This window comes from Maribacter aquimarinus (assembly GCF_047345505.1).
Classification (GTDB): Bacteria; Bacteroidota; Bacteroidia; order Flavobacteriales; family Flavobacteriaceae; genus Maribacter.
In genome coordinates this window covers 62074-87313 of record NZ_JBLFEO010000019.1, presented here as the reverse complement: position 1 = coordinate 87313, position 25240 = coordinate 62074, and the positions used below count along the sequence as shown (strand labels likewise).

Annotated in this window: 21 protein-coding genes; 7 read left to right on the top strand and 14 right to left on the bottom strand. The window is 53.4% G+C overall.

From position 1 onward, the window contains the following. Positions 1-60: 60 nt before the first annotated feature. Positions 61-588 (top strand): hypothetical protein, encoded by a 528-nt coding sequence (locus ACKWCC_RS13690; protein ID WP_413996511.1) that lies wholly within the window; start codon positions 61-63, stop codon positions 586-588. Positions 589-706: 118 nt separating this feature from the next. On the opposite strand, the gene ACKWCC_RS13685 is transcribed toward ACKWCC_RS13690, so the two are convergent. The 3 genes from ACKWCC_RS13685 to ACKWCC_RS13675 all read right to left on the bottom strand — a co-directional run bounded on the left by ACKWCC_RS13685 (position 707) and on the right by ACKWCC_RS13675 (position 5434). Continuing rightward, complete coding sequence (locus tag ACKWCC_RS13685; protein WP_413996510.1) at positions 707-2800, bottom strand: alpha-L-fucosidase; 2094 nt, start codon at positions 2798-2800, stop codon at positions 707-709. Positions 2801-2841: 41 nt separating this feature from the next. After that, complete coding sequence (locus ACKWCC_RS13680) at positions 2842-4437, bottom strand: sulfatase family protein (RefSeq protein ID WP_413996509.1); 1596 nt, start codon at positions 4435-4437, stop codon at positions 2842-2844. 112 nt (positions 4438-4549) lie between these two features. Beyond that, positions 4550-5434: a dienelactone hydrolase family protein gene (locus tag ACKWCC_RS13675; protein WP_413996508.1), complete on the bottom strand. Its 885-nt coding sequence runs from the start codon at positions 5432-5434 to the stop codon at positions 4550-4552. 588 nt (positions 5435-6022) lie between these two features. Here ACKWCC_RS13675 and ACKWCC_RS13670 point away from each other — a divergent pair. The 5 genes from ACKWCC_RS13670 to ACKWCC_RS13650 all read left to right on the top strand — a co-directional run bounded on the left by ACKWCC_RS13670 (position 6023) and on the right by ACKWCC_RS13650 (position 11706). Further along, entirely contained in the window at positions 6023-6898 is an 876-nt protein-coding gene (locus ACKWCC_RS13670) for a sugar phosphate isomerase/epimerase family protein (protein ID WP_413996507.1), read from the top strand. Position 6899: 1 nt separating this feature from the next. Further along, positions 6900-8207, top strand: coding sequence for a prolyl oligopeptidase family serine peptidase (locus ACKWCC_RS13665; protein WP_413996522.1), 1308 nt, complete (start codon positions 6900-6902; stop codon positions 8205-8207). 71 nt (positions 8208-8278) lie between these two features. Further along, complete coding sequence (locus ACKWCC_RS13660) at positions 8279-8743, top strand: (2Fe-2S)-binding protein (protein WP_413996506.1); 465 nt, start codon at positions 8279-8281, stop codon at positions 8741-8743. 50 nt (positions 8744-8793) lie between these two features. Further along, positions 8794-10995 (top strand): xanthine dehydrogenase family protein molybdopterin-binding subunit, encoded by a 2202-nt coding sequence (locus ACKWCC_RS13655; protein WP_413996505.1) that lies wholly within the window; start codon positions 8794-8796, stop codon positions 10993-10995. 255 nt (positions 10996-11250) lie between these two features. Next, entirely contained in the window at positions 11251-11706 is a 456-nt protein-coding gene (locus ACKWCC_RS13650) for a ferritin-like domain-containing protein (RefSeq protein WP_413996504.1), read from the top strand. A gap of 158 nt (positions 11707-11864) precedes the next feature. Here the strand turns inward: ACKWCC_RS13650 and ACKWCC_RS13645 are convergent, their stop codons facing one another. The 10 genes from ACKWCC_RS13645 to ACKWCC_RS13600 all read right to left on the bottom strand — a co-directional run bounded on the left by ACKWCC_RS13645 (position 11865) and on the right by ACKWCC_RS13600 (position 23557). Next, on the bottom strand, positions 11865-12053 hold the full coding sequence (locus ACKWCC_RS13645) for a hypothetical protein (RefSeq protein ID WP_413996503.1): 189 nt from the start codon (positions 12051-12053) through the stop codon (positions 11865-11867). A 47-nt stretch (positions 12054-12100) separates the two neighbouring features. Next, positions 12101-12397, bottom strand: coding sequence for a Bor family protein (locus ACKWCC_RS13640; protein ID WP_413996502.1), 297 nt, complete (start codon positions 12395-12397; stop codon positions 12101-12103). A 258-nt stretch (positions 12398-12655) separates the two neighbouring features. Continuing rightward, a complete protein-coding gene (locus ACKWCC_RS13635; RefSeq protein ID WP_413996501.1) occupies positions 12656-14389 on the bottom strand; it encodes a hypothetical protein in 1734 nt (577 codons plus the stop codon). After that, on the bottom strand, positions 14382-16643 hold the full coding sequence (locus tag ACKWCC_RS13630; RefSeq protein WP_413996500.1) for an NfeD family protein: 2262 nt from the start codon (positions 16641-16643) through the stop codon (positions 14382-14384). Before ACKWCC_RS13630 ends, ACKWCC_RS13635 begins: the two co-directional genes overlap by 8 nt. After that, positions 16643-17944, bottom strand: a complete 1302-nt coding sequence (locus ACKWCC_RS13625) for a BatA domain-containing protein (protein ID WP_413996499.1) — start codon at positions 17942-17944, stop codon at positions 16643-16645. The genes ACKWCC_RS13630 and ACKWCC_RS13625 overlap by 1 nt, the downstream gene beginning before the upstream one ends. A gap of 1 nt (position 17945) precedes the next feature. Then, the gene (locus tag ACKWCC_RS13620) at positions 17946-18806 is read right to left on the bottom strand and encodes a DUF58 domain-containing protein (RefSeq protein ID WP_413996498.1); all 861 of its coding nucleotides are present in this window, start codon (positions 18804-18806) and stop codon (positions 17946-17948) included. Between the two features lie 41 nt (positions 18807-18847). Next, positions 18848-19849, bottom strand: a complete 1002-nt coding sequence (locus tag ACKWCC_RS13615) for an AAA family ATPase (RefSeq protein WP_413996497.1) — start codon at positions 19847-19849, stop codon at positions 18848-18850. A gap of 10 nt (positions 19850-19859) precedes the next feature. Then, on the bottom strand, positions 19860-20486 hold the full coding sequence (locus ACKWCC_RS13610) for a DUF4159 domain-containing protein (protein WP_413996496.1): 627 nt from the start codon (positions 20484-20486) through the stop codon (positions 19860-19862). Between the two features lie 89 nt (positions 20487-20575). Beyond that, positions 20576-21892, bottom strand: coding sequence for a TldD/PmbA family protein (locus tag ACKWCC_RS13605; RefSeq protein ID WP_413996495.1), 1317 nt, complete (start codon positions 21890-21892; stop codon positions 20576-20578). 24 nt (positions 21893-21916) lie between these two features. After that, complete coding sequence (locus ACKWCC_RS13600; RefSeq protein ID WP_413996494.1) at positions 21917-23557, bottom strand: TldD/PmbA family protein; 1641 nt, start codon at positions 23555-23557, stop codon at positions 21917-21919. A gap of 288 nt (positions 23558-23845) precedes the next feature. Here ACKWCC_RS13600 and ACKWCC_RS13595 point away from each other — a divergent pair, with 288 nt between their 5' ends. Beyond that, a complete protein-coding gene (locus ACKWCC_RS13595) occupies positions 23846-23971 on the top strand; it encodes a hypothetical protein (RefSeq protein ID WP_413996493.1) in 126 nt (41 codons plus the stop codon). A gap of 63 nt (positions 23972-24034) precedes the next feature. On the opposite strand, the gene ACKWCC_RS13590 is transcribed toward ACKWCC_RS13595, so the two are convergent. Next, entirely contained in the window at positions 24035-25198 is a 1164-nt protein-coding gene (locus tag ACKWCC_RS13590; RefSeq protein WP_413996492.1) for a trans-sulfuration enzyme family protein, read from the bottom strand. Positions 25199-25240: the final 42 nt, after the last annotated feature.

Below are 25240 nucleotides of genomic sequence, written 5' to 3'. Positions count from 1 at the left end.
ACCCTTGAATACTTTTTAGGCCTGGAAAACGTTGTGGTAATTCCACCAAATCCAAAAAAAATGAAAAAGTACCTTGTACTCCTCCTCGTATCCGTCATCTCATTGGCCCTGTTATCTTGTGAAAATGAAGATGCCGGTTCGGCGAACCATAACGAAGCCGATATAAACGGTGTCTGGAACCTGACGGCACTGGAAGCCACGAACGGCCGGTCTGAGGTAATGGCCGATGGTGAATCTGTCGTGGGAGAATTTGAAGCCATTGGAAAAGACTTTGACCTGACGGTGGATTTCAACACCGACCCAAACACCGTGGAAAGCCAAGGTGGATATACCACCGTGTTAACGACCACCATTCTGGGGGAAACCACGACCCAAGAAGAAGAGGGTGAAGATTTTTTTGGATCAACGGAATGGAGGCTGGATGGCAACATCCTTTATTTTGGCACGGGCAATGAAGAAGTGGGCTTTACCGTGGTGAACCTGACCGATGGCCAAATGGACCTGCAATTTGATTTGAACGAAAGTGAAGAAGCCTTGGGTTTTTCAGTGAACGTTTCGGCACGGTACAACATGCGCCTTACGAGGTAACACAACAGACTACCTATTAGCCCAATGCCCTGTTTCCAACGGGCATTTTTAATTTGTAAAAACCACATCCCCAAGGCCTGCGCCAGTTCTCTTTGGAATAAGATGGTGCTCACCGCGCTTAACCACCTGTCAACACCCCGATCTCCGCAAAGGTGGCCCGTGGATCGTCCCCGGCCGTTTTAATGGTCTTCAACTTTATATATCTTGCTTGGGTGGCTGCAAAGCGCACCTCCTGCTGCAACCTGCTGTTCACCACATTGGAAAACTCCCCTTCTGCCACCCTGCGCCAACTGGCCCCATTGGCACTTACCTCAAAGACATAATCGGTTACAATGCCAAAGGGATAGCGCTCTTGGTTGGGCACATAGGTAAATCCGTTTAAGCTATGGCGTTGCCCAAGGTCAATAACCACTTCTTGCGCCCCTGCCCTTTTGTTGTCCGTGGCCCAAAAAGTGTTGGCATCCTCATCCAGCATCTTCTGGGAATCCTCTGGATTTCCGGAGGACACCGAGACCACTTTCCAGTCCTTTTTTGGGATATCCAAGCGCTTCACCACCGTTTCCGTGACCTCCCCGCTCTCAGGGTCAAGGGCAATGGCCTTCAATACGCTGGGCGTTTCCACCAAAAAGGGCGCTTCATAGCGCGGTGAGGTGGCCTTGGGCTCGCTGCCATCCAAGGTATAGCGGATGTGCACCGCGGTATCTGGCACGGAAAGCCTTACCCTGCCCTCCCGATCTCTCTGCACCGTGGGCGGCACCAACAGGTTCGGGGCCTTGTAAAGCTCCAAATTACTGATCAACGGCGGTCCTTTGGCCTCCTTTATCTCCAAGCGAAAAGCATTGGCCTTCACCGATGGAAACCTTAAAATGCGTTTATAACCTATGGTGGTCTGGGTATCCAAGGGCTGCCACGCCTCCCCTACCTGCGCAGCAATGGAAAATTGCGCCACCCGCTGCCCCAGGGCAATATGCTCCTGCAACACCACCCTGTTGATCGTGGTGGGCTCGGGAAATTCAAGCGTCAGCGTGGCATTGGTAACCCCATCATCGGTGGCCCAATACGTATCCTTTTTGCCATCTACCGCGTTTTGCGCCCGGTAGGCACTGCCATTGCCCCGCACATTGGTGGCCGCTGCGGTGGTGCCCTGGGCCAATTCTTCCTTAAAATCGGCTTCCAACTGCTTTTTTAAGCGCATCAACTGTTGTACATCGGTCTCGTGGACCAGGCCGCGGGTATCCACGGGCAGGTTCAACAAAAACGTACCGTTCCTCCCCACGGATTCATAGTAGGTATCCACCAAACGGGTCAGCGATTTTACCTGGTGGTCCTCTCCCGGATGGTAGTACCAACCGGGTCGTATGGAGGTGTTCACCTCTGCCGGCAACCAATGCGTACCATCGGCATGGCCAGAACGCAGCTCCACATACCTGGGCCAGCCGGGATAGATCTCATCTCGCCGCATGATGCTCCAATTGGTCTCGTTGGCAAAACCCTCTTCCGTGCCCACCCAACGCACATCGGGCCCGCCATCGCCAAAAATGACCGCATTGGGCTGCAATTCCCTGACCATGGCGGTAACCTTGTCCCATTCGTAATAGGTCTTGCTATCTATCTTTCGGGTTTCATTGGCACCACCATAATAGCCGCTTCCGCCATTGGCCCCATCGAACCAGACTTCAAAGACCTCACCGTAGTCGGTAAGCAGTTCCCGAAGCTGTTCGTGAAAATCGGCCACGTATTCCGGGCCTCCGTAATTGCCCGCATTGCGATCCCAGGGGGAAAGGTAAACCCCAAACTTGATCCCAAATTCGGCACAGGCGGCTGCCAGTTCCTTTACCACATCGCCCTGGCCGTCCTTCCAAGGGGAATTTTTTACCGAGTGCTCCGTGGTCTTGGTGGGCCATAGGCAGAATCCGTCATGGTGCTTGGCGGTAAGGATCACGCCCTTCATGCCGGCCTCCTTGATCACTTTTGCCCATTGGCGAACATCCATTTCCGTAGGATTGAACTGCTCAGGGCGTTCCCCGCCCGTGCCCCATTCCATATTGGTAAAGGTGTTCATGTTAAAGTGGATAAAGGCATAGTACTCCAGCTCCTGCCAAGCCAACTGCCGCTCGGTGGGAAGCGGCCCCACGGGGGCGGGGGGGGATACCTGGGCACAGGAAACTGCCATCATCATCACAAGCAATAAACTGAAAATTCTGTATGTCATTTTTAGGTGGAATTATGATTTTATAATCTAAGGTTTCACATTTACAGGCCCATGAGGTGTTCCATTTGATGCCAAGGTTGCCCGTTCAGTCCAAGGGGTGCATTTTGTTGCACTGGCCCCGGTGTGCTGCGCCCATTGGCTATGTAACCCTGCATGAGCTGTGTAAGCTCTTCCAAGATGTCCGGGTGCCCTGCCACGAGGTTTTCCGTTTCGCCGGGGTCATTTTTTAAGTGGTACAGCTGTAGGGGCGGTAATTTGGCGGCCATATCCTTTCCGGGCACGGGCGGGCTCCACCCTCCGGAATCCGGGGCAAAAATGAGCTTATAATCGCCCTTTCTTAGGGCAAAGCTACCGTTTATGGAATGGTGCACGGTGGCCGTACGGGCATATTCCCCTCCTTCTTGGGGCGCCAAAAGGGGCAAGAGGGAAAAGCTGTCTTCCCCCTCATCATCGGCCAAGGGCACTTGCACCAAGTGGGCGGCCGTGGCCATAAGGTCCGTAAGGCAGACCGTGGCATCGCTACGGCTGCCAGCGGCCACTCGGGCGGGCCATTTCACTATAAAGGGCACCCGGTGGCCTCCCTCAAAAATATCGGCCTTATGGCCCCTGAACCCACCGTTGGGGTCGTGACCAAACTGTTCCAACACCTCAAAATCTGCCTCTGGGGAACAACCATTGTCGCTGGTGAACACCACCATGGTATTGTCTGCAATACCCATTTCTTGGACAGTGGCCACCAACTGGCCCACATAATGGTCCATTTCCATCATAAAATCGGCATAGGGATTCATACCGCTTTTCCCCAACCAATCTGCCGTGGGCAAAATGGGCGTATGGGGAGATGGCAGGGCCAGGTACAAAAAGAAGGGTGCATCCACTTTGGACCTTTCCTTGACATAGGCCATGGACCTTCTAAAAAAGTTGGGGGTCACATCGCGGTGCAGAAAATCGGCCGCAGTGGGTCCTTTTCGCCACCAGGTATATTTTCCGGTGTCCTCGGTAACACCTTTGACCTGGGCGGTAACCTTCCCATTTTCCACATACACGTAGGGTGCCATGTCCAAGGAACCAGAGTGGCCATAGGCAAGATCGAATCCCAGATCGTTGGGTGAATGAGCGATGTTTTTTGTGAAATCGATGGCATCAAAATCGCCAGGGTTCCATCCATCGCCGCCAAGATCGGCAGTGTCTTTCAAGGCCCAGTCCCAGCCCAAATGCCACTTTCCAATAAAGGCGGTATGGTAGCCCGATTTTTTTAGGAGCGATGCCACCGTGGTCCTATTTTTGGCTATCAAGGCCTTGGATTTCCCGGTGAGCACCCCGCTCTTCAGTGGACTGCGCCAACTGTACCTTCCCGTTAGAATGCCGTATCGGGTGGGCGTGCAAACGGCAGAGGGGCTATGGGCATCCGTAAAGCGCATCCCCTGGGCCGCCAGCGCATCCAAATGCGGCGTTTTTATTTTTCCCGAGGGATGGTAACAGGATACATCCCCGTAACCCAGATCGTCTGCCAAAATGTAAATGATGTTGGGAGGGTTTGGTTCGATGACCTCATCGCTGCGCCCTTCTTCCTTACAGGACAACAGGCCCAAAAGGCAGGCCAACAACAGTGGGAATCGGTACGAAGCTCTGGTCACAACAACGGCATTTACGATCTGTACCGGCTAAAATAACATAAATTGTCCGTATCCGCCCCGGAACTGGTTGCCAAGGCATACGGAGACCATCCCAACAAAGCCTAGCTTGGGCCTAGGCCAAGTGCTGTTTAAAAAAGGCTACCGTTCGCTGCCAAGCCAAGGCGGCATCTTCCCGATCGTACCGGGGCGTGGTATCATTGTGAAAGCCATGGTTGGCGCCCTCGTACATATGTGCGGTGTAGGTCTTACCGTGTTCCTTCAGGGCGGCCTCATACGCGGGCCAACCGGCATTCACCCGTTTATCGAGTTCGGCAAAATGGAGCAACAACGGCGCTTTGATCTCCGCGATGCCCTCGGTGGGCTGCCCTCCGTAAAAAGGCACGGCCGCCTTTAGATCGGGAAGGGACACGGCCATCATGTTGGCCACCCATCCGCCAAAACAGAAACCCACCACCCCGACCGAGCCCGAACATTCCGGATGGTTTTTTAGATGTTCAAAAGCAGCGATGAAGTCCTCCAGCATTTCGCCTCGATCGCGCTTTCGTTGCAGTTCCCTGCCATCGTCATCGTTACCGGGATAACCACCCAAGGGGGTCAAGGCATCCGGGGCCAATGAGATAAAGCCCGCCAATGCGGCCCTGCGGCCCACATCCTCAATATACGGATTTAACCCCCTGTTCTCGTGCACCACCACAATACCGGGCAATTTTTCGGTGGCATCCTTGGGCCGGGACAAAAGGGCATTGATGGTACCACCGCCCTTGGGAGACGCATAGGGGACAAAACCCGATCGAAGCCGGGGATCGTCCTTTTTGATCTGTACTTTCTTTACATAGTCCGGGGACATATAGCTCAACAAGGAGGCCACGGTAAGGCCACCCACTGCGTAGGTTCCCAGTTTATCCAAAAAGAGCCTTCGGTTTATCCTGTTGTGGGCATAGTCGTCATAAAGGTCGAACACCCCTTGGGGCAGGTCTTCTTTTTTAATGTTTTTCATCTACCCTTTGTTTTTTTATTTAGGTCAATGGATAACCACCAACCCCTACAAGGTACAACATTCACTTGGTTTCGCCACCCTTACAACGATGATAATGGAAGGCTGGGCAATATGTGGACAAGATACGGGAAAGATGGCCTCCCCTATCCGCGTTAAGCTCCGGAAACAATACCATTTCCCAATTGAAAAAAAGCCGATAAATGGTTTCTTTTTACGCCCTACTTCAAAATAAAAATAAGCCGTAGCTGGGCTATGCCTGATTTTTCTTTTTCGCAGGCCAAAAAAAACAATTCCATTTCCATGGCTGCATTTCAAACGAGAACGGGTATAAACCCAAGCGCGCATCAACCTAAATGAAACTATTTTTTTAACTTATCTTGCCACAAGATTACACCCAAATGAGGTATTGGAATTTGAGGTTGACCCTTTGAGATGGAACACGCCCTAACTTTTTCTCCATTCTTAACGTCACACCACTACAATTACCTTGAAAAAAGTCGCAATGCGATACTTTTGCGGTGGTTAGAAGCCATATTGGGATTTCCAATGTACATTAAGGGCAAAACATCTTTTAAAAATCAATATAAAATGAAAAAACAAACCACACGTTACGCAATTCTTGGAGCAATGATGCTCTTTTTGGGGGTGGCCCCCGCCCTTTGCCTTGCCCAAGACCGGTTGGGCGGACTGGCCCTCTACACCCTGCGCAAGGATATGGGGGAAGATGCCAAAACCACGCTCCAGGCGGTGGCCGATGCCGGATATGCCTATATTGAAGCGGCGGGATATAAAGATGGCAGCTACTATGGTATGGCCCCGGAAGTATTCAAAGAGGTATTGGCAGAGCGTAAGCTCGTTCCCATTAGCACCCACCAAGGCAGCGTTACCCTGGACAATGCGGCCACCCAAATGGCGCACGCCAAGGCGGTCGGTTTCCGTTATTTTGTCATACCCGTGCCGCCCATGGGGATGTTTACCTTTGACCGGGCCGCCAGAACCATGGGGATGAAGGGCAGCTTGGAAGAACTGGCCAAGGTATTGAACGAGCTCGGGAAACAAGCCAAGATGGCCGGGCTGCAACTGCTCTACCACAACCACGATTTTGAGTTTGTGGCGAATGGTGACGGTGTGGTGCCCATAGACTACCTTTTGGAGCATTGCGACCCCGAACTGGTAAAATATCAAATGGACCTGTACTGGGTGGCAAAGGCCAAGGCAGACCCACTGGCCTATTTTGAAAAGTACCCCGGACGTTTCCCCATCTGGCACGTAAAGGACATGGACAAGGACGGCAAATTTGCGCCCGTGGGCAAGGGCACCATAGATTTTGGGAACATCTTGGATGCCAAGGAAAAAAGCGGCATGCGCTACTATATGGTGGAGCAGGACAATACCTTTGACCTGGCTCCGCTGGAAGCCATAAAAATTAGCCATCAGGGCCTAAAAACATTTGGTTTTGAATAAGATGAAGAACATTGCGCCCACCACCTTGAAACTACTGGTCTGGTTCATGGCATGGGGCCTTTCCTTACATTGGGGCCTTGCGCAGCACACCGGCGAAAGCACCACCTATACCCTAGTGGTGGAAGGTTTTGACTGGGGCCCGGGGGCCAACAAGGTCATCTTGCCCTGGGAGGGCACTTTGGCCCAAGCAAAAGCCAGTGACTTTAGCGTTACCGCTTACAAAACAGCAGCGGGAACAACCCTGCCCAAAGCCGAAGCGGAGGGTCCCCGAAAAGTGGTGCACGCCTATGTATCCGATGAAGAGGGCAGGGCCATACCAAAGGGCAAACACCTTACCTTGGTACTGTTTGTCAGTCCGCTGGAGGCCATCTCATCGCCCATGAAATACCTTACGGAAAACGGCAGGGGCATTAACAAATGGGTCAAATATCAATTAAAGATACGCCACTTGCCCAGCAAAAGGGAATGGAACACCGAAGGAAGGCGTTTACGGCCCCAGATCGATCGTTTTGACCTTTCGGGAACATTCTCTTTGGGTAAAACAAAGCTCACCTACGCCCATTTTGTCCCGGAAGAACGCAGTGGAAAAAAACCCCTTATCATTTGGCTGCACGGTGGCGGGGAAGGCGGTACCGACCCCAGTATTGCCCTGGCGGCCAACAAGGCCACCAATTACGCCTCGCCAGAAATCCAGGCCATTTTCAATGGGGCGCACGTTTTGGTGCCCCAAACCCCTACCTTTTGGATGCAAAATGCCCAAGGGCGCTATACCCGGGGCAAGGAAAACGACATCTACAACGAAGCCCTGATGGAACTCATTAAGATGTACGTGGAGAACCACCCCAACATTGATACCCGTAAAATCTACATTGGCGGATGCTCCAATGGCGGTTACATGAGCTTAAAATTGGTATTGCGGCATCCCCACTATTTTGCGGCGGCCTACATCAGTGCCTTGGCCTACGAGGCGCGGCATATCACGGATGCCCAAATAGCCTCCATTGCCCATGTGCCCATCTGGTTCATACACGCCAAGGACGATACGGTTACGCCACCGGAGGACACCGTGGTGCCCCTGTACAAGAGACTCAGGGACGCCGGGGCCACGAAGACCCATTTTTCCTATTACGACCACGTCGTTGACCTCAGCGGACTCTTTGGCGGCGCGGATTTCCACTACAATGGCCACCTCTCCTGGATCTATTCGCACAGCAACCACGCCCACCTGGATTTTAACGGTGGGCCCGTGATGGCAGAAGGAAGACCGGTAAACCTTTTGCAGTGGATGGCGCTTCAACAAAAACCCTAAGGAATGTTAAAGAATTTTCAAGAGCGCAAAAAAGTTGTAATTTCCATAACATCTTAAAAAGTTGCTACACTATGGCCACATTCACCCTACACGTAAACGGGACCAAAAAACAATTAGAGGTGGATCCCACCACGCCCTTGCTTTGGGTACTGCGGGAGCACCTTAACCTGCCGGGCACCAAATTTGGCTGCGGGGTGGCGCAATGCGGGGCATGCACGGTTCACCTGGAGGGCAATGCAGTGCGTTCTTGCCAACTTCCCGTGGCTGCCGTGGGCGAACAGGAAATCACCACCATAGAGGGCCTCTCGGAACAGGGGGACCACCCCGTGCAAAAAGCTTGGCTGGAAATGGACGTGCCCCAATGCGGGTACTGCCAGGCAGGACAGATCATGAGTGCCGCGGCCCTATTGTCCCAAAACCCCAATCCTTCCGATCAAGACATTGAAAGTGCCATGGACGGGAACATTTGTAGGTGCGGTACCTATGTGCGCATCAAAAAAGCCATAAAACGCGCTGCCGGAACAAGTGAAGCCTAACGTCCGGAGGACAGACCCCCTTTCCTTAACCTTATTTTAAACCACGCATCATGACACGTATCAGAACAAAAATAGGAAGACGCTCTTTCATAAGAACATCCGCTGCGGCCGGCGGCGGCCTTATGCTTGGATTTACCTGGTTGGGCTCCTGTAAGGACAAGACCGCGGCAGAGGTGATGCAAATGCCCAAGGAGTGGTTTAACATCAACGGCTTTTTAAAAATAGGCGATAACGGACTCGTGACCATCATGTCTCCCAATCCCGAAATTGGCCAGAACGTAAAAACCGCCATGCCCATGATCGTGGCAGAGGAACTGGACATAGATTGGAAGGATGTACTGGTGGAGCAGGCGCCGTTGAACACGGACATCTTTACAAGACAGATTGCCGGGGGCAGCCAGTCCATCCGCCAAGGATGGGAAGGGCTCCGCATGGCCGGGGCCACCGCGAGACAGATGCTCAAAACCGCCGCTGCAGAGGCTTGGCAGGTACCGGTGGAAGAAATTGAGACGGACGGCGGCGTGCTCACCCATAAGGAAAGTGGCAACAAAGCGGGATATGGCGACTTCGCCGCGGCTGCCGCCCTCATCGAAGTACCGGAAACCGTGGAACTGAAAAAAACCAGTGGCTTCAAGATCATTGGCACCGACAGAAGAAATGTGGACGGCAAAAAAATCGTGACCGGGGCACCGCAGTTTGGCCTAGATCTAAAAGAAGAGGGCATGCTCATTGCCATGATCATCCATCCGCCCGCCTTTGGAATGACCTATGCCTCCATGGATGCCAAAAAGGCCAAGGCCATGCCGGGCATCAAGGATGTGTTTCCCATTGAGGTGTATCCGGAAGGCAGCGAAAAACAGTGGTCTGACGGCGGTGGGATCGACAAATTGGTGGCCATTGTGGGAGAAACCACCTGGCAGTGCATGCAGGCCAAAAAACAGGTGGAGGTACAATGGGAAAAATCCTCGCAACTGGAGGACAGTGCCTACCATGACAAGGCCCTGACCGAACTCTTGGACAAACCCACCGAAGCCCCTGCCCGAAAAGATGGGGATGTAAACAAAGCCTTTGCCCGGGCGGCCAAGGTGGTGGAACGTACCTACAGCGCGCCCTTTTTGGCCCACAATACCATGGAGCCCATGAATTTCTTTGCCCATGTGACCCCAGAAAAAGCCATCCTCAACGGTCCCATACAAACCCCGGAATTCCTTGAGAAGACCTTGGTGTCCGTCTTGGGAATGCCCCCGGAACAAATAGACATTCAGATGACCCGTATGGGCGGTGGTTTTGGACGTAGGTTGTACGGTCATTTTGGCGTGGAGGCCGCGGTGATCTCCAAAAAGATGCAGGCCCCCATTAAATTGGTCTATACCCGCGAGGACGACATGACCCAGGGCACGTACCGCCCCGCCTACAAAGTGCGGTACAAAGCCGGACTGGATGACAACGGACGTCTCATTGCCTGGTCCGTTAAAGGCGTGGGCACCAACGATGACCTTGTTTTCGAAAATCGGTTCCCGGCAGGGGCGGTGGACCATTACCTGGCGGAAAAAGCCAGCTTAAACAGCAATGTCACCACCGGAGCCTGGAGGGCACCGCGCTCCAATTTCATTGCCGGTGCGGAACAGTCCTTTATGGACGAGGTGGCCGAGCTTGCCGGAAAAGACCCCTTCGATTTTAGGCTGGAACTTTTTGAGCGCGCCATTGCCGATCCCGTGGGCGATCCAGAAAAAAACGACTACGATGCCAAACGGTTCATTGAGGTACTGAAACTGGCCAGGGACAGGTCTGGCTGGGAACAGGGCAACAAAGCCGCCAGGGGCGTATCTGCCTATTACTGCCACAACTCCTATGTGGCCCAGGTATTGGACCTCCATATGGAAGACAACAAGCCCGTGGTGGACAAGGTCTGGTGCGCCGTGGACTGTGGCATTGTCATTAATCCGCTGAGTGCCAAGAACCAGATCGAGGGCGGCATTGTGGATGGCCTTGGCCATGCCACCTACAGCCAGATGACCTTTAAGGAGGGCAAACCGGAACAAGCCAATTTTGACACGTACCATTTGGTGCGGCACAGCGAGGCGCCCAAAGAAATAGCTACCTTTTTTGTGGACAACGGCATAGATCCCACCGGCCTTGGGGAACCCTCCCTGCCCCCGGTTTCGGGGGCCTTGGCCAACGCCATGTACCGCGCCACCGGACAGCGTTTCTATGACCAACCTTTTGTGGTGAACATGCCCTTAAAAGGATAACCGCAGGGACAATTGCCCTCTAGGTGTGCGGCCATACCGGACGCTTATGGCATAGGCACAAACCCTTGTGGTGGCCCCAGTATTCCCTCCACACGAGAACAATGGCTCCGTACACCGCATCCCACGGGGCGCGCCAGTGTTTGGGGCAAAGTACCCTTTGATTGTGGCGATCCACCTCCCCTTTCTGGACTATCTTATGGCTGTGTTATGGCGATAGGCACCTTTTTTTTGAGTTATCGCTACAAAAACAAAAACATGAACACAGACGTGAAAACCATTGAAAACCGATTAAAAGACTTGATGTCCAAAAATGAGGATGCCGTAAAGGGATTTAAGAAAGCTGCGGACAACGCCAAGGACAAAGGCGTAAAGGCCTTTTTTGAACGAAGGGCCAAACAGCGAGCACTGTTCCTAAAAACATTTCGGAACGCCGCTCCGGATTTGGATCTGGGAAGTACGGCCTTGGAGGGCAGTGCCGCCGGCCAAATGCACCGTGCTTGGATGGATGTAAAATCTTTTTTTACAGCAGATGATGATGAGGCGATGTTGGAAGAAGCCGTGCGTGGGGACAAGGCCGCGGTGGAAGAATACAATGATGTGCTCACCGAAACAATGGTGCCCCAGCGGCTCAAGGAAATTATTCGGGAACAACGGGACGAGATTAAAAATGACTTGGAAACCTCCAAAATTTTGGAAGATGTCATCCAATAGTGATGCTCCCCTTTCCCCATTGGGCATTGGCCGATAAATCATTTCAGTCCATTTCCTTGAGGGAATGGGCACTATGGCACCGGGAGCCCTAAAAACAAGAAAGTCCGAAAGCTACTTCCCAACGGAAAAGCTTTCGGACTTTATTTACCCAAAGCCAGCTATTTAAACACCTTTCTGCCCGTAATGTAACTCAGTGACAACAGCAACAGCAACAGGGCGCAAAGGCCTACCAAATACCCCATACCATACTCGGTGAGTCGCTCAAAATCACTGACCAAAATGGTCACGATACGTACCGTTAAAATCAGGGAGAGCACCACCAACAAACCGAATGTAAATTTTAGCATGGAAATCAACGGGGTTAACTGGGTTTGAACAAGGCACAACGGCCATGTTACTTTTTAACGATGGTGGTCGTGGGAGTATAAATCCCAAAAGTAAGGCCCGCAATTAGTCCATTTACAAATGTATGGGTGGTGGTCACCTCATAATTGGCTGCACCGCCGGCTAGTTCCTTGGCATCGGAGACGCCAACAGGGGCCAATCCGTACACCACGTAGTGGTTCCAGGCCTTGGTCTCAGAATTACCTTGTGCACCTGAGCCCACCACGGTGGTATAGGTATAACAAGAGGTCATTAAAAAGCTGCCCGCAATGGCAACGGCCATTGTTTTAAAGATACGTTTCTTCATGTTCTTTTGGTTTTAATGGTGGTTCCTACTCGTATGGCTTTTCAGAATACGCCCCGTTTTTTTTATGGTGGCTGGACTCCATTTTGTTTGGTTGCCCATTTTTGGACCAGCCCAGTTTCTTGGGCTCACTTCCATCTTTAAAAAACAACCAAATCAAATATAGTCGTTATTTTCTCAGGAGGCAGCATTACAACCAAAATTTAAAAACAAGGCCCATCAGCACAAGAGGCCACGGGGAACAGACCCCCTGGGATGTTCTCAAGTCTTTCCAAAAAACCAAAGGGTGCCCAAGGAGAGCAACAGCAACACAAAAAACAAAAAGGGCGGTAAGGGATGCCACTCCAGTTCCGGTACGGACAAGGCCGGGGCGTTCCCGTTGAACCGTTTTTGGTTGGCCTCTAGCAAATGGTATGCTTTTGCGGCTTTCCAGGCTTCCGGCCCATGGACATAAAAAGAAAGGGTGTCCGTACGGGCCAGAATTTGGTTCCATCCCTTTTCTTTGGGGTAGTACCTCCCCTGCCACCGGCCACCAAGTTCCACATTTTGGAGCAATGGTATCTTTGCGCCACTTTTGGATCGTATGCTTGGGAGTTCCTCCTGGGAGGCCATTTCAAACGGAAGGGGGTGGCCGGGCCGTGGCCACGGATTTCCCAAGGTCATCTGCACTGAACTCTCACGGCCCTTGGCAACCTTGGGCAGCACTTCGCTCCAAAATTGGGCATAGGTTTCGGCCTCGCCCTTGAGCAGTAAGGGATAGGTGTTTTTCAACAAGGTGGTGCCCACCTTGCCCTTGCCCAGGGGAACATAGCCGGCCAAGGGCTGTCCCTTACGGAGAAAGAGCCGCTGTAAGGGAAACGGACCGGCAAACCGGTAGGGATGCTTGGCTACCGCGCTGTTCCCGCCCTCTCCCAAGACCACCTTCTCCGATGCCGCCCTTGAAAAATGAAAAAAAGACGGGCGCCCGGAAAAAAGGGCACCCGTTGGCAGTAAAAACAGGCCAAGGCCCTGTTCTCCCACAGCGGCCAGCAGTGCGCCCCTTGAGCTCCCGGAGAGGTCATTATAGGTATCCGTGTCCGTCACCACCAGATCAAATGCCTTGAGCCCTTCTTGGGTAAGGCCATAGATGTTCTTCGGTGGGGCATTGTAATGTTCAAAGCGATAGCGATCGGTGGTCAATTGGTTGCGCACGGTTAAGGAGTGTCCTTTGTCGGCCAAGAAATTTTTCAGGTACTTGCTCTCAAATGTGGGGAAACCGTTCAACAGCAACACCCTGGGCTTTCGGGGAGACCGCACCTGTATGGGCAATGGCTCTGACCCTTGCTCCCTGCCCGTACTGTCCCGCACCACAAGTTGATAGCGCCATTGCCCCACCGCCTTGGGCCGCAACTGGAACCGAAATGCCTGTTCCGGCGCATCATGGAGCGCCAGGGAGTCCATTGCAGTGCCGCTGGGATCCTTGAGCAACAACCAACTGCCCGGGGCCGGGCGCAGATATTCCCCCAAAAGGGTGGTGGCACTGCCCAGGTCCACTTCATCATCATACCGAACGCGGGAAATCCCCGATGGCAATTTTCCCGGTAGAAAGGTTACCCTTCTGTTCTCCAACTGCCAAAAATCATAGGGCTCAATGCCCTGTCCCAAGAGCCATACCAAAGTGTTTTGCCCCAAATTGGGGATGGCACCGGTCACGGAATCGTACGTTATGGTCCGTATGCCCTTGTGGGCGGCTTTTAAGCTGTCCAAGGTCTTGGCATCATATCCTTGTGTAAGCAAAATGGCGCTCCCCGTTTCCCGCTCCCGGCCATGGGCCGGCGTTAACAACAACATGGCCAATGACCCCACCGCCAACATGGCCAGCAAGATGCGCGCCCAAAGAAAGGGCTTGTTCCGCTCCAATAGGATCTTGGCCAAAAAGGCCGCAAAGACCAGGGCGCTACCCAACAAAACGGGCCAAAACAGTTCCGGACGGAGAAGTTGCCAAGATTCAGTCATGCTCCTTCAGGGCTTTAAGGAAATGGGCCTGTAGGGCATCTTGCCCGTAAACTTCCTGCGCGGGAACCCTTTCCGCGCGGGGCAAGATATGGATGATTCCCTTCTGCAGTTTCCCATAATAGGGTTTGTTCCGGTTTTCTTCACGTTCCAGCCCCTTTAAAAGACGTAACAGTTCCAAATGACGTCCCGGAGACTCTATGGCCAGAGAGGCCAATTCATTGCCTGCCTCCTTGAAGAGTGCCACATCCGTATCCTGGAACGTACCGTTCCCTTCCATAAAATGCCCCAACCGCGTGGCCGCCCGGCGAAGCCCTGCATAAGGGGGCTCATATTTTGGTTCCGAGCGCTGGGTGGTGTTCCCAACTTCATTTATATCCCCACTTAGGCGAACCTCCTCCTTTATGGGCGGCGGGTCAAAACCAATACGGTGCACATAAATGCGGGCACTGTTCTTTATTTCCTGAATGCGCTCCAAAGCGGCGTACTGGAAGGGCAAGGATTCCTCAGGGGCATACAACCTGAGATGTAGTTCTGCATCCCACATGAAGGTGATGGCCTCGCGCAATTTGACCTTCAACGACTTTTCAAAAAGGGTGGCCGCCTCTGGGTCGCGATGATCGTGCAGGTAGCCGTGCAACAAGTCCTCCTTGCCTTCACCATCACCTCCAGTATCGTGTTCGTGATCGTGCCCGTGGTCCTCGGGCACCAAATTATGCTCATTGTCCCCATCGTGATCGTGGGCGTATCCGTCCGGGAGATGGTTCGTTTCGATCCCGTGGTCGTGGCCCTCGTGATCGTCAACGGCTTCGTTGGCCGATTCAAATTCCTGATCCACCCGTTCCATTTCAGACTCATCACCCATAAAACGCCCGTATTTAAGGCGAAGGGATTTTTGGTCGAACGCCAATTCATTGCTCCGACCATTGAATTCGGATTTGGTCTTGGCCTTGCGTTCAGAAATCAGACGTTCCGTATCCAAAATGAGCTGTCGTTGGCTCCGGAAGTAATCGGGCATCAGATCGGCCCCCATACCCCCTGCCACGGCAAAGGCATTTGTGGCCGTGTCCTTGATGATGGCAAAATAGGTCTCGCTCCTGGATACGTTGGGGCTCGGTGCTTTGTTGTCCTGCGCTTGCACATAAAAGTAAAGCTCATCGCCCACCTCCATCTTCAGGTCTTCCAAATTGATTGTCGCGGTGGGCCTGAGCGTCTTTTGCCCACCGCGGTAGGGGGTGTCAAACGCCAATTTTTCTTCCCTGAACTTTACCGCTTCCCCGCTGCCCTTGGTCACCGTGGCCACGATGTGGGCAGATGCCACCCCAAAATCGTCCCCAATTTCTGGGCTTAGCCGTATTTCCTTTTCATCCGAATGCTCAAAATAGGTGTATTGGGGCAGCGTGCCCATTTTTACGAAGGGCGGTTGATCTTCCAACACTTCCATTGGGTAGAGCTCGCTGACCTGGGCATGGCCATCCGCATCCACAAACCGAAATCCGTAAAAGCCAGACGTCTCCAAGGTTTGCTTTATTTCATAACGCCCATCCCTGAATTGCAGCGGCAGGGCCCTATCGGCAGATTCCCAAAGCACCGTGTCCAGGGGCGCATTGAACTGAAGTTGCCATAGCACGCTGGTGCCCTCCACTGCCCTGATGTTAAAATCTTCTTTCCGTTCCGTGCCCAGGCCCGTATAGTCTGGATAGCCTAAAATGATGTTCTGGGAGAGCAATTGTGGGCTTGCTGCGCTCTTGGAAAGGGAGTCCGCTACGGGTTGAAACCTCAACATTTCCGTTTTTGCAGGCGGCCCGCCGGCCCGGGAAGTGGCAGAAAGCCCTTTGGAAATGGCCCACCCCAGGCCCAAGAGCACCATGGCGGACAAAAGTCCCCGTTTTAGGCGATGCGGAGGGCGCATACCTACCAAATGCTCTTGGAGCACACGGCCCACCCTGTGGCGCTGCAACTGGGAAAGCGGGGGCAATTGGCCTTCTGGCCGTAACAAAAGATGTGTGCTGAAATGCACTTGGGGCAGATGCGAATCAATGTAGGCACTGGTTTTTTGAAGGTTCTTTTTCCAAGGTTTTAACAACATAAGGGCCACACATTGGACCAAGGCAAAGCAAAGCAGTGCCCACCAAAGACCTACGCCCAGCACCCAAAGGAAAAGGAAGGCCCCAAGGGCATAAAGCCCCGACTCGGCATAAAGGAGCAGCTGCCATTGCCGGGTGAAGCTATGTAAAGCACTTTTAGCTGTTTCCATCAGTGTTTTTTTATATAGGCCAAGATGCGTTCTGCCACAAACAAGACCACCAAGAGCAGCCAGAACCACTGGGTAAGGTCTGTTTGCGCCCATTGGGTGGCCAATGCTTCCCCTTGGCTTTGTTGGGGCACCAAAGCGTTCAACTCCATTGTCCTCATGTCATGTTCCTGTATGGCTTCCGCAGCCACGCCTGGCCAGGGCAAAAGCGGCAACAGTTGTTCTGCCAATCTGCCCTTGGTGGCACGTTCCAAGTCCAAGCGGCCCGTTACCAAAAAATGACCCTCCTCTGGGCCGGGCACCACCAGCCCATCGGCCAAGATATCCTCCCCATACGCCAACAGCCTACCGGAAAAATTCGGAGCCGGCCCGTCACTGAGCCAGACAAGGACGTCCATTTCTTGGGAGGTCACGGTGTCCGCGGACGCCACCTCCAGCAGCTGTATCTTGCGTTCCAGATACGTGCCCAGGGCTGCAAAGGCGGCCTTGGCGAACCGGCCATCATCTTCAAATCCAAGCGCTGTGTAAATCCCCACCTTAAGGGGTTCCGGCTGTGATAGGAACAATTTGTACGGCCTATCCATAATCGTCAGGGACAGGGTGTCTCCCAAGATATCGCCACGGTCCGCCAAGCTCTGGTAGCCATATCTTTGCTTAAAAAAACGGGTGTGCTCGGCATCGCTCTGCATAAAGCGCACCACCACGTCATCTTCCTGCCTCCAGGCCTCCAAGGGAAGCTCTGTTGGGGGTTCCGACGCTCCCATCGTTACCCAATGGATCTTTTTCTTGGTGCTGAACAAACGACCTTTGACCCCTTTGGCCAAGCCCTGCACAAAGACCACGATACTGTCCGCGGCCAGGGCCTCCATTTCGGGCACCAATTGCAAATAGTGGGGCGGCTGCCGCACCTCTTTTTGGGTCACGCCCCCCTCCCATTCCGGAAAACCCTTGGCCAGGAGACGCACGGCTGCGCGCTCCTTAAGACTGTCCAAAACGGGGGTCCACTCCCCCTGGCCTGCCAAGAGGGGAGACACCAAATAAATGAGCGGGGCCGGGGAGCTTCTCTCCCTAAGGGATGGCCCGGCCATGAGCATCACCACGGTGCCCAGGAGCAACATCCTCAAGAGCAACAAGCCCCACTCCTTTAGTTGTATGCTTCGCGACCGATGCGAAGGGGAAGCCTTGAGCCAAGCAATGCTGCCCACCTTCAGGGTACGTGCCTCCCGCTTGCTCCATAGATGGATGATCAGGGGCACCAAGAGCCCCAGCAATCCCCACAAATAGAACACCTTGGAAAACATCATCTTACCGCAACTTATTTCGTACCTTTAAAAAGAGGGGCAAGACCGTTGCCAGGTCTTCATCCATACGGAAGCGTTTGTACCCAATGCCCTGCCCCAAAAATTCCATTTTGTTTCTTTCCGTGGCCCGCTCCATTTGTTCCAGATAGGCCTTTCGTGCCTCTTTGGCGTTTACCTTTACCTTGTCTCCGGTCTCCAGGTCTTGGAAGGTGATGTTGGCGCTATGATCGAACTCCATTTCGGACTTGCCCATCAACTGCAGTATCATAACCTCATTGCGCGGGGATTTCAGTCCCTTTGCAAAAGTGGTGAGCTCTTGTTCCCTTTCGTAAAGGTCCGTGATAAAGAAGACCAGTTCTGCCCCGCCCTTGGCCTGCATTTTCTTGGCGGCCGTGGCACTATCGGGCCATTTGGCATTTACGTCCAGTTGAAGCAATTGCAGCAGCAGGCGCTGGAACGCTGTTTTCCCGGGCTTGGTGCGCAGGCTTTTAAACTCTTCTTCATTCAGGGCATACAGCTGTACGGTATCTCCCTGTTTTTGTGCCAAATAGGCCAAGACCGCTATGAGCGTGCGGGCATGATCTATTTTGGAAAGCCCATTCTCGGTGTGTGCCATGGAGTTGCTGGTGTCCAGGACAAAGGTGACATTGAGCTGGCTCTCACGATCGGATTGTTTGATGTAGTGCCTACCGGAGCGGGCCACCATTTTCCAATCCAACAAGCGCAGATCGTCACCGGGCTCGTAGCCCCTGTATTGACTGAATTCCATTCCCGGCCCCACCCTGATGCTCTTGGTGGCCCCGGACAGATACCCGGTTACCACCACCTTGGCGATCAGGGACAGCCCAGCAACGGTGTTGACCATGCCGGGCGTTAGCAAATCTCGATGGTCCGTTTTGGCCATGGTCATTGGTCCAGCCCAATGGCGTTCAACAAATGGCCGGCCACATGGTCTGGGGAGATGCCCTCGGCCTCGGCCCTAAAGTTCACTAAAATCCGGTGGCGCAGCACGGGCAGGGCCACTTCCTTGAGGTCTTCCAAGGTCACGGAGAGCCTTCCTTCCATCAGGGCAAGGGCTTTGGCGGTCAATATCATGGCCTGTCCCGCACGGGGGCCGGCACCCCACTCCACCCAACTCTTAACATAGTCCACCGCGCTTTCCGCGGGGCGACTGGCGCGGACAAGGCGACCCACATAGCCCACCAACGCATCGCTGATGGCCACTTCCCGCACCAACTGTTGCAATCGCAAGATTTCCGAACCGCTGATCACCTTTTTCAGGCTCACTTTTTTAACACCGGTGGTTGCCTTGAGAATACTATTTTCTTCCGTGGCACTGGGATACCCCACCTTGATGTAAAGCAGAAAACGGTCTTGTTGGGCTTCGGGAAGGACAAAAGTACCCGACTGCTCTATGGGGTTTTGGGTGGCCAGAATGAAAAAAGGGCGGTCCAGGGCATAGGTGGTTTCCCCATAGGTGACCTCAAATTCTTGCATGGCCTCCAAAAGCGCGGCCTGTGTCTTTGGTGGGGTACGGTTTATTTCATCGGCCAGGATGATGTTTGAAAAGATGGGTCCTTTGTTGAACTTGAAGAATTTTTTGCCCGTTGCCTTATCCTCCTCCAATATTTCGGTGCCTATGATGTCCGAGGGCATCAGGTCCGGAGTAAACTGAATGCGCTTGAATTTCAGGTCCACCGCACTGGCCAAGGTCCGTATCATCAAGGTCTTTGCCAAACCGGGAACGCCCTCCAGCAAGGCATGGCCCCCGGCCAAAAAAGTGATGAGCAGTTGGGAGACCGTTTTCTCCTGACCAATGATGACCTTGGCAATTTCTGCCTTCAGGGCATCCAGCCTATCGGACAAATGCTCCACTTCCCGGGCCAGTTCCTCCAAATCTTTATTCATGACAAATGTGTTACGATGTTAGTGCGTACATGACAATGTTCACCCCAAAGCGGGTATTGTCCACCTTGTACCACCTTTTGTTCCTAAAGTCATAGTCCCATTCACAGCCATAGTCCTTGTTGCTGTACAGCACCCCGATGCGTCCGTTGACCTCAATGGCCTTGAGGTAGTCATGCACCAGATCGTCTCCCCAGCCGTTAAGCTCCTGTGCCGTGGTGGGCGGACCGTCATCAAAGGAAAAGAAGGCCCTGTAGATGTCGTGGTCGTTCGGGATTTTCTTTAGGGCGCCCATCCCAAAAATATCCTCCATCTGTTGTTCAAAGGATTTGGCGAAGAGGCCGTCTATGTCGTGGTTGCAGTCATCGGCAAAGACAAAACCGCCATTGCGCACATACTTTTCAAAATTGGCACGTTCCGCCTGGGTAAACTGCACCAGTTTGTGTCCGGAGATGTAACAGAACGGACAGTTGAAAATGGCCTCACTGGAAAGCGGGACAATATTTTCCTGTGGATCTATCTCCAAAGTGGTGTATTCCACCAGGGAGTGGAGCAGGTTGCTGGGCATGCGTTGGTCCACGTCCCAGTTGCCCGACTCGTACTGCAGCCTTGTAAAGAAAAATGCATTGTTAAACGCCATCTTGTCTTTTTTTTCAACCCGTGCCCTTAACCAAGAAAACTGGCCGCCCACTCTTTGGTGGCAACCAGTTTTTAGTTGCGTCTCCCCGCCTATACCGCATCGGACAGGCTGGTGAAGGTAAAGTCCCTGATCTTCATGTAGGGAATCAAGTTCCCGTCCACCCGTACCTGCTGGCCCAGGGTCTCCAGGTTATTGAGCATGATGATCGGGCTCTCGTTGAACCTGAAATTCTTTACCGGGTGCTTAATTTTTCCGTTTTCAATATAGAACGTTCCGTCCCGGGTGAGTCCCGTGTAGAGGAGCGTCTGCGGGTCCACACTGCGTATGTACCACAGACGGGTGACCAAAATTCCGCGACGGGTGCTTTTAATGAGGTCTTCCAGACTGGCATCGCCCCCGGCCATAATGCCGTTGGCGGGAAAGGGCACGGGCTCCACGCCCTTCTCAGCGGCCCAAAAACGGTCATAGGCCAGGTTCTGCACCACACCGTCCTTGATCCATTGCGTCTTTTTAATGGGCTGTCCCGAGCTGTTCCAAGTGGCCGTGGGCACGTCTGGGTGCAAAGGATCGCTCCACAGGTTTACGCGCTCGTCCACAATTTTTTGGCCTATTTTGTTTCCGCCATCGGGGGCCGACATAAAGCTGCGCCCCTCATCCGCGCTACGGGCGTTGAAAGAGCGTATCATGTTGCGCAGCAGGTCCGAAGCTGCCGCAGGTTCCAGGATAACCGTGTACTTGCCCGGCTCGATCGCCTTGGCCTCCCTGGACATCACCGCCTTGTCTATGGCCACCTTGGAGGCCTCGGCACCATTGAACTTGGAAATATCGTTGAAGTCCCTGGTAACCCATCCGGACCCGGTGCCGTCATTGGTGCGCATGGTCACGGTAAAGTCCACGTTGGTGGACTTATTATAGGCAAACAGCCCCTTGGAATTGATCATGGCACTGAAGCCGGCGCTGTCCACAAAATAGCCGGCAGCGGTTACGTCTTGGGCCGCGGCCGGGGCAATGCTGCCACTGGCCACCTCAGCCCGATATTCGGGCGACACATTGGCCGTTTTTTCGTCATAGCTGATGGATTCGTCGTACTCCTGTGGCCCCAAGGGCTCCATGAACTCGGGATTTTCGGGAGATAGGCGGGCAAGTTCCTCGCTGCGGCGCACCACTTTTTCCAGGGAGGCATCATCAAACTCGTCTATGGTGGCACTGCCAGACCGTTTTCCGTAACTGGACTGCACGGCAAGGGTCTGGTTGCTGCTGTGGCCAGAGGTGGAGACGGTGTTGCGGGCATAGCGAATGTTACCGCTCTCACTGCCGCTTAGGTTAATTTCGCAGGTATCTGCCTTGGAGAACCCCAAGGCCTTTTCCAAAATGGTCCTTGCTTCTTCTTTTGTATAAATAGCCATTGTTGTCTTTTTAGATTGGGTTGATTAAATGTTTCTGCCCGTATTGATGACGTTCACATCCTTGAAACGGGTGGTGGAGCTTCCGTGGGAGACCGCGCTCACCTGGGACGGTTGGCCCTTCCCGTCAAAAAAGGAGCCGAACATCCTGTAATCGTCCTGGTCGCAAATCTTCACACAGGAGTTCCAGAACTCCTGGGTGTTGCTCTGGTAGGCCACATCATCCAGCATGCCCACGATTTTGCCATCCCTGATCTCATAGAACAGCGTACCGCCAAACTGGAAATTATACCGCTGCTGGTCTATGGAATAAGAGCCCCGCCCGGCAATGTAAATGCCTTTTTCCACGTCCTTGATCATGTCCTGCACACTGTATTTTTCGGTGCCCGGTTCCAGGGAGACATTGGGCATGCGCTGAAATTGCACGTCGTTCCAGCTCTGGGCGTAACAGCAGCCGTGCGATTCGGTTTGATCTATCGTATGCACCTGGTCCCTAATGGCTTGATAGTTCTTGAGGATGCCATTGCGCACCAGGTCCCATTTTTTGGTCTTAACGCCTTCATCATCGTAGCCCACGGCCCCCAGGGAACCCACCTGGGTCTTGTCTGCCACCAGGTTCACAATATCGCTCCCGTATTTAAAATCACCCGCCTTCCACTTGTCCAAGGTGGCAAAACTGGTGCCGGCATAATTGGCCTCGTAGCCCAAGACACGGTCCAGTTCCAACGGATGCCCAACGGACTCATGGATGGTCAATCCCAAGTGGTTGGGTTCCAGAACAAGATCGTACTTGCCCGCATCCACGGACTTGGCCGTTAGCTTTTCCTTGGCCTGCTGTGCGGCCATGGTGGCATCTTCCACCATATCGTAGCTGTTGCGGTACAGTTTAATGCCCGCGGGTCCGTTCAATTTTTCGGAATCCAGGCCGTCCATATATTCGTAACCCAGACCCATGGGGGCGCTCATCGCGGCCCGTGTCTTGAATTTCCCGGCCGCACGGTCCACGGCGGTCACGGTAAAAGTGGGCCAGATACGGTGAACATCCTGGTCAATGTAAGACCCATCGGTTGAGGCAAAGTATTTCTGCTCGTTTACCATAAACAGGGCAGAATTGACAAAATTGGCCCCATTTTCCAGGGCGGCGGCATTGGCACTGAGAAGCAGATCCACCTTTTCTGAAACAGGTACCTCTTTAAAATCTTTTTTAATGGGCGTTTTCCAACTGATGTCCCCGTAAGCGCTCACGGGCGCCAGCCTCACGGGCTCCTTTTGTATCTTGGAATTGGCCTTGGCAATGGCCACGGCCTGCTCCGTGGCTTTCTTGATCCCATCTTCCGTGACCGTATTGGTAGAGGAAAAACCCCAGGTACCATTGGCGATGACGCGGATGCCAATGCCAAAGGACTCTGTATTGACAACGTTCTGCACCTTGTCTTCCCGGGTAAAGACATATTGGTTCAGGTAGCGGCCTATGCGTGCGTCCGCGTAGGTGGCCCCCATGGACTTGGCGGTGTTCAGGGCCACATTGGCCATTCTCTTTTTGAGCGTGACATCCATCCCGGGCTGCAAGAGCGCCTCGGTGGGAATGTTGTTGCCCAATAGCATGGAGGGCATCAGCATGGCACCGGCACCCAGACCTGCGTATTGTACAAAGTCTCTTCTTTTCATCTGTTCTCGTTTATGTTTGTTATTGGTCTCTGTTCGTTGGGCCCATCCATCGCCTTGTACGGGATATTACCGAAAGCGGGGTTCCAAGGGCAGCGGAAATGACCTAAAGGAACATAGGTGCCCGCTTAAGAAACTACTCCCACTTTTCCTTGGATGGCCAATAAAAATAGAGAGACTCTGCGAGCCATACTGTTAAGTTAAACTTAAAAAGCCCGTTAAGGCCCCGCGGCCCTCTTAAACTTGGGTTCCATCTTCATCTTGAACCCATATGAAACCCGAAAACGGTCCATGGCCCAAATGCTCCATTTTGGCAAGCAGGGTATGTTGCGCAGTGGCCCCGATCGGGAAGTCCGGCTTCCCAAAGGCAGGTTGCAAGGGGCGTTGTTGGGCAAGGGCAGGGCGATGGACAAGTAAGGGGTTAAGGTAGATCGGTCCTTTCCATGCCCCCAAAGGACAAAGGGCCCTTTTGGGTACGGCTTATCCCAAGGCCTGATCAATATCCGCGATGATGTCCGATAGGTGCTCCAGGCCCACTGAAATGCGTACCATACCGTCCGTGATGCCGGCGGCCGCGCGCTCTTCCGGCAGCAACTTGCTATGGGTGGTGGATGCCGGATGGGTCACGATACTGCGGGAATCTCCCAAGTTTGCGGAAAGGGACAGCAGGGCAATGGCATCAAAAAAGCGCTTCCCGGCCTCCAGACCGCCCTTGACCTCGAAGGCCACCACACAGCCTCCGGCCTTCATCTGCTTTTTGGCCAGGGCGTACTGCGGATGGGACTTTAGAAAGGGATACTTTACCCAAGCCACCCGCGGGTGCGTTTCCAAATGTTTGGCCAAGGCAAGGGCATTGTCACAATGGCGATCGACCCGAATGGCCAAGGTCTCCAAGCTCTTGGAGAGCACCCAGGCATTAAAAGGCGAAAGGGCCGGCCCGGTGATGCGCGAGAACCGATAGACCTTGTCCATAAGGTCCGCGCGGCCCACGGTGATGCCGGCCAACACCCTACCTTGACCGTCCATGAGCTTGGTGCCGGAATGGATCACCAGATCGGCCCCAAACTCAATGGGCCGTTGCAAATAGGGCGACGCAAAACAATTGTCCACCACAAAGATCAGATTGTGCTTTTTGGCCAGTTTCCCAAGGGCCTCCAGGTCCAGCACGTCCACCCCGGGATTGGTGGGAGATTCCACATACATCAATTTGGTGTTGGGACCAATGGCGCGTTCCGCGGCCGCCAGATCGTGAATGGGAAAGAAGGTGTGGCCAATGCTCCATTTCGGGAAAAAATTGGTGATCAAGGAATGGGTGGACCCAAAGATGCTCTGGGCCGCCACCATGTGGTCCCCACTGTTCAAAAGAGCGGCCATGGTGGAAAAAACCGCCGCCATGCCACTGGCAAAGGCAAAACCGCTTTCCGCTCCCTCCATCTGGCAGACCTTGTCGATCAATTCCGTGCAGTTGGGGTTGGAGTAGCGGGAATAGATGTTGCGCTCTTTCTCCTCGGCAAAGGAGGCCCGCATGTCTTCCGCATTCTCAAAAACAAAACTGGAGGTGAGGAACAACGGTGCGGAATGCTCCAAATGTTCCGTACGCCCCATTTGGTTTCTTATGGCATTGGTCTCAAACTTCTTTTTCATTGCTTCTTTTTATAAGGTCCGGCCGTGCGCAGCACATGGTCC

Excerpts from the sequence above, each read along its gene's own strand:
- ACKWCC_RS13690 (WP_413996511.1), top strand. The coding sequence starts at position 61 with ATGAAAAAGTACCTTGTACTCCTCCTCGTATCCGTCATCTCATTGGCC.
- ACKWCC_RS13685 (WP_413996510.1), bottom strand. The coding sequence starts at position 2,800 with ATGACATACAGAATTTTCAGTTTATTGCTTGTGATGATGATGGCAGTT.
- ACKWCC_RS13675 (WP_413996508.1), bottom strand. The coding sequence starts at position 5,434 with ATGAAAAACATTAAAAAAGAAGACCTGCCCCAAGGGGTGTTCGACCTT.
- ACKWCC_RS13670 (WP_413996507.1), top strand. The coding sequence starts at position 6,023 with ATGAAAAAACAAACCACACGTTACGCAATTCTTGGAGCAATGATGCTC.
- ACKWCC_RS13665 (WP_413996522.1), top strand. The coding sequence starts at position 6,900 with ATGAAGAACATTGCGCCCACCACCTTGAAACTACTGGTCTGGTTCATG.
- ACKWCC_RS13660 (WP_413996506.1), top strand. The coding sequence starts at position 8,279 with ATGGCCACATTCACCCTACACGTAAACGGGACCAAAAAACAATTAGAG.
- ACKWCC_RS13655 (WP_413996505.1), top strand. The coding sequence starts at position 8,794 with ATGACACGTATCAGAACAAAAATAGGAAGACGCTCTTTCATAAGAACA.
- ACKWCC_RS13650 (WP_413996504.1), top strand. The coding sequence starts at position 11,251 with ATGAACACAGACGTGAAAACCATTGAAAACCGATTAAAAGACTTGATG.
- ACKWCC_RS13645 (WP_413996503.1), bottom strand. The coding sequence starts at position 12,053 with ATGCTAAAATTTACATTCGGTTTGTTGGTGGTGCTCTCCCTGATTTTA.
- ACKWCC_RS13640 (WP_413996502.1), bottom strand. The coding sequence starts at position 12,397 with ATGAAGAAACGTATCTTTAAAACAATGGCCGTTGCCATTGCGGGCAGC.
- ACKWCC_RS13635 (WP_413996501.1), bottom strand. The coding sequence starts at position 14,389 with ATGACTGAATCTTGGCAACTTCTCCGTCCGGAACTGTTTTGGCCCGTT.
- ACKWCC_RS13630 (WP_413996500.1), bottom strand. The coding sequence starts at position 16,643 with ATGGAAACAGCTAAAAGTGCTTTACATAGCTTCACCCGGCAATGGCAG.
- ACKWCC_RS13625 (WP_413996499.1), bottom strand. The coding sequence starts at position 17,944 with ATGATGTTTTCCAAGGTGTTCTATTTGTGGGGATTGCTGGGGCTCTTG.
- ACKWCC_RS13620 (WP_413996498.1), bottom strand. The coding sequence starts at position 18,806 with ATGGTCAACACCGTTGCTGGGCTGTCCCTGATCGCCAAGGTGGTGGTA.
- ACKWCC_RS13615 (WP_413996497.1), bottom strand. The coding sequence starts at position 19,849 with ATGAATAAAGATTTGGAGGAACTGGCCCGGGAAGTGGAGCATTTGTCC.
- ACKWCC_RS13610 (WP_413996496.1), bottom strand. The coding sequence starts at position 20,486 with ATGGCGTTTAACAATGCATTTTTCTTTACAAGGCTGCAGTACGAGTCG.
- ACKWCC_RS13605 (WP_413996495.1), bottom strand. The coding sequence starts at position 21,892 with ATGGCTATTTATACAAAAGAAGAAGCAAGGACCATTTTGGAAAAGGCC.
- ACKWCC_RS13600 (WP_413996494.1), bottom strand. The coding sequence starts at position 23,557 with ATGAAAAGAAGAGACTTTGTACAATACGCAGGTCTGGGTGCCGGTGCC.
- ACKWCC_RS13595 (WP_413996493.1), top strand. The coding sequence starts at position 23,846 with ATGGCCCAAATGCTCCATTTTGGCAAGCAGGGTATGTTGCGCAGTGGC.
- ACKWCC_RS13590 (WP_413996492.1), bottom strand. The coding sequence starts at position 25,198 with ATGAAAAAGAAGTTTGAGACCAATGCCATAAGAAACCAAATGGGGCGT.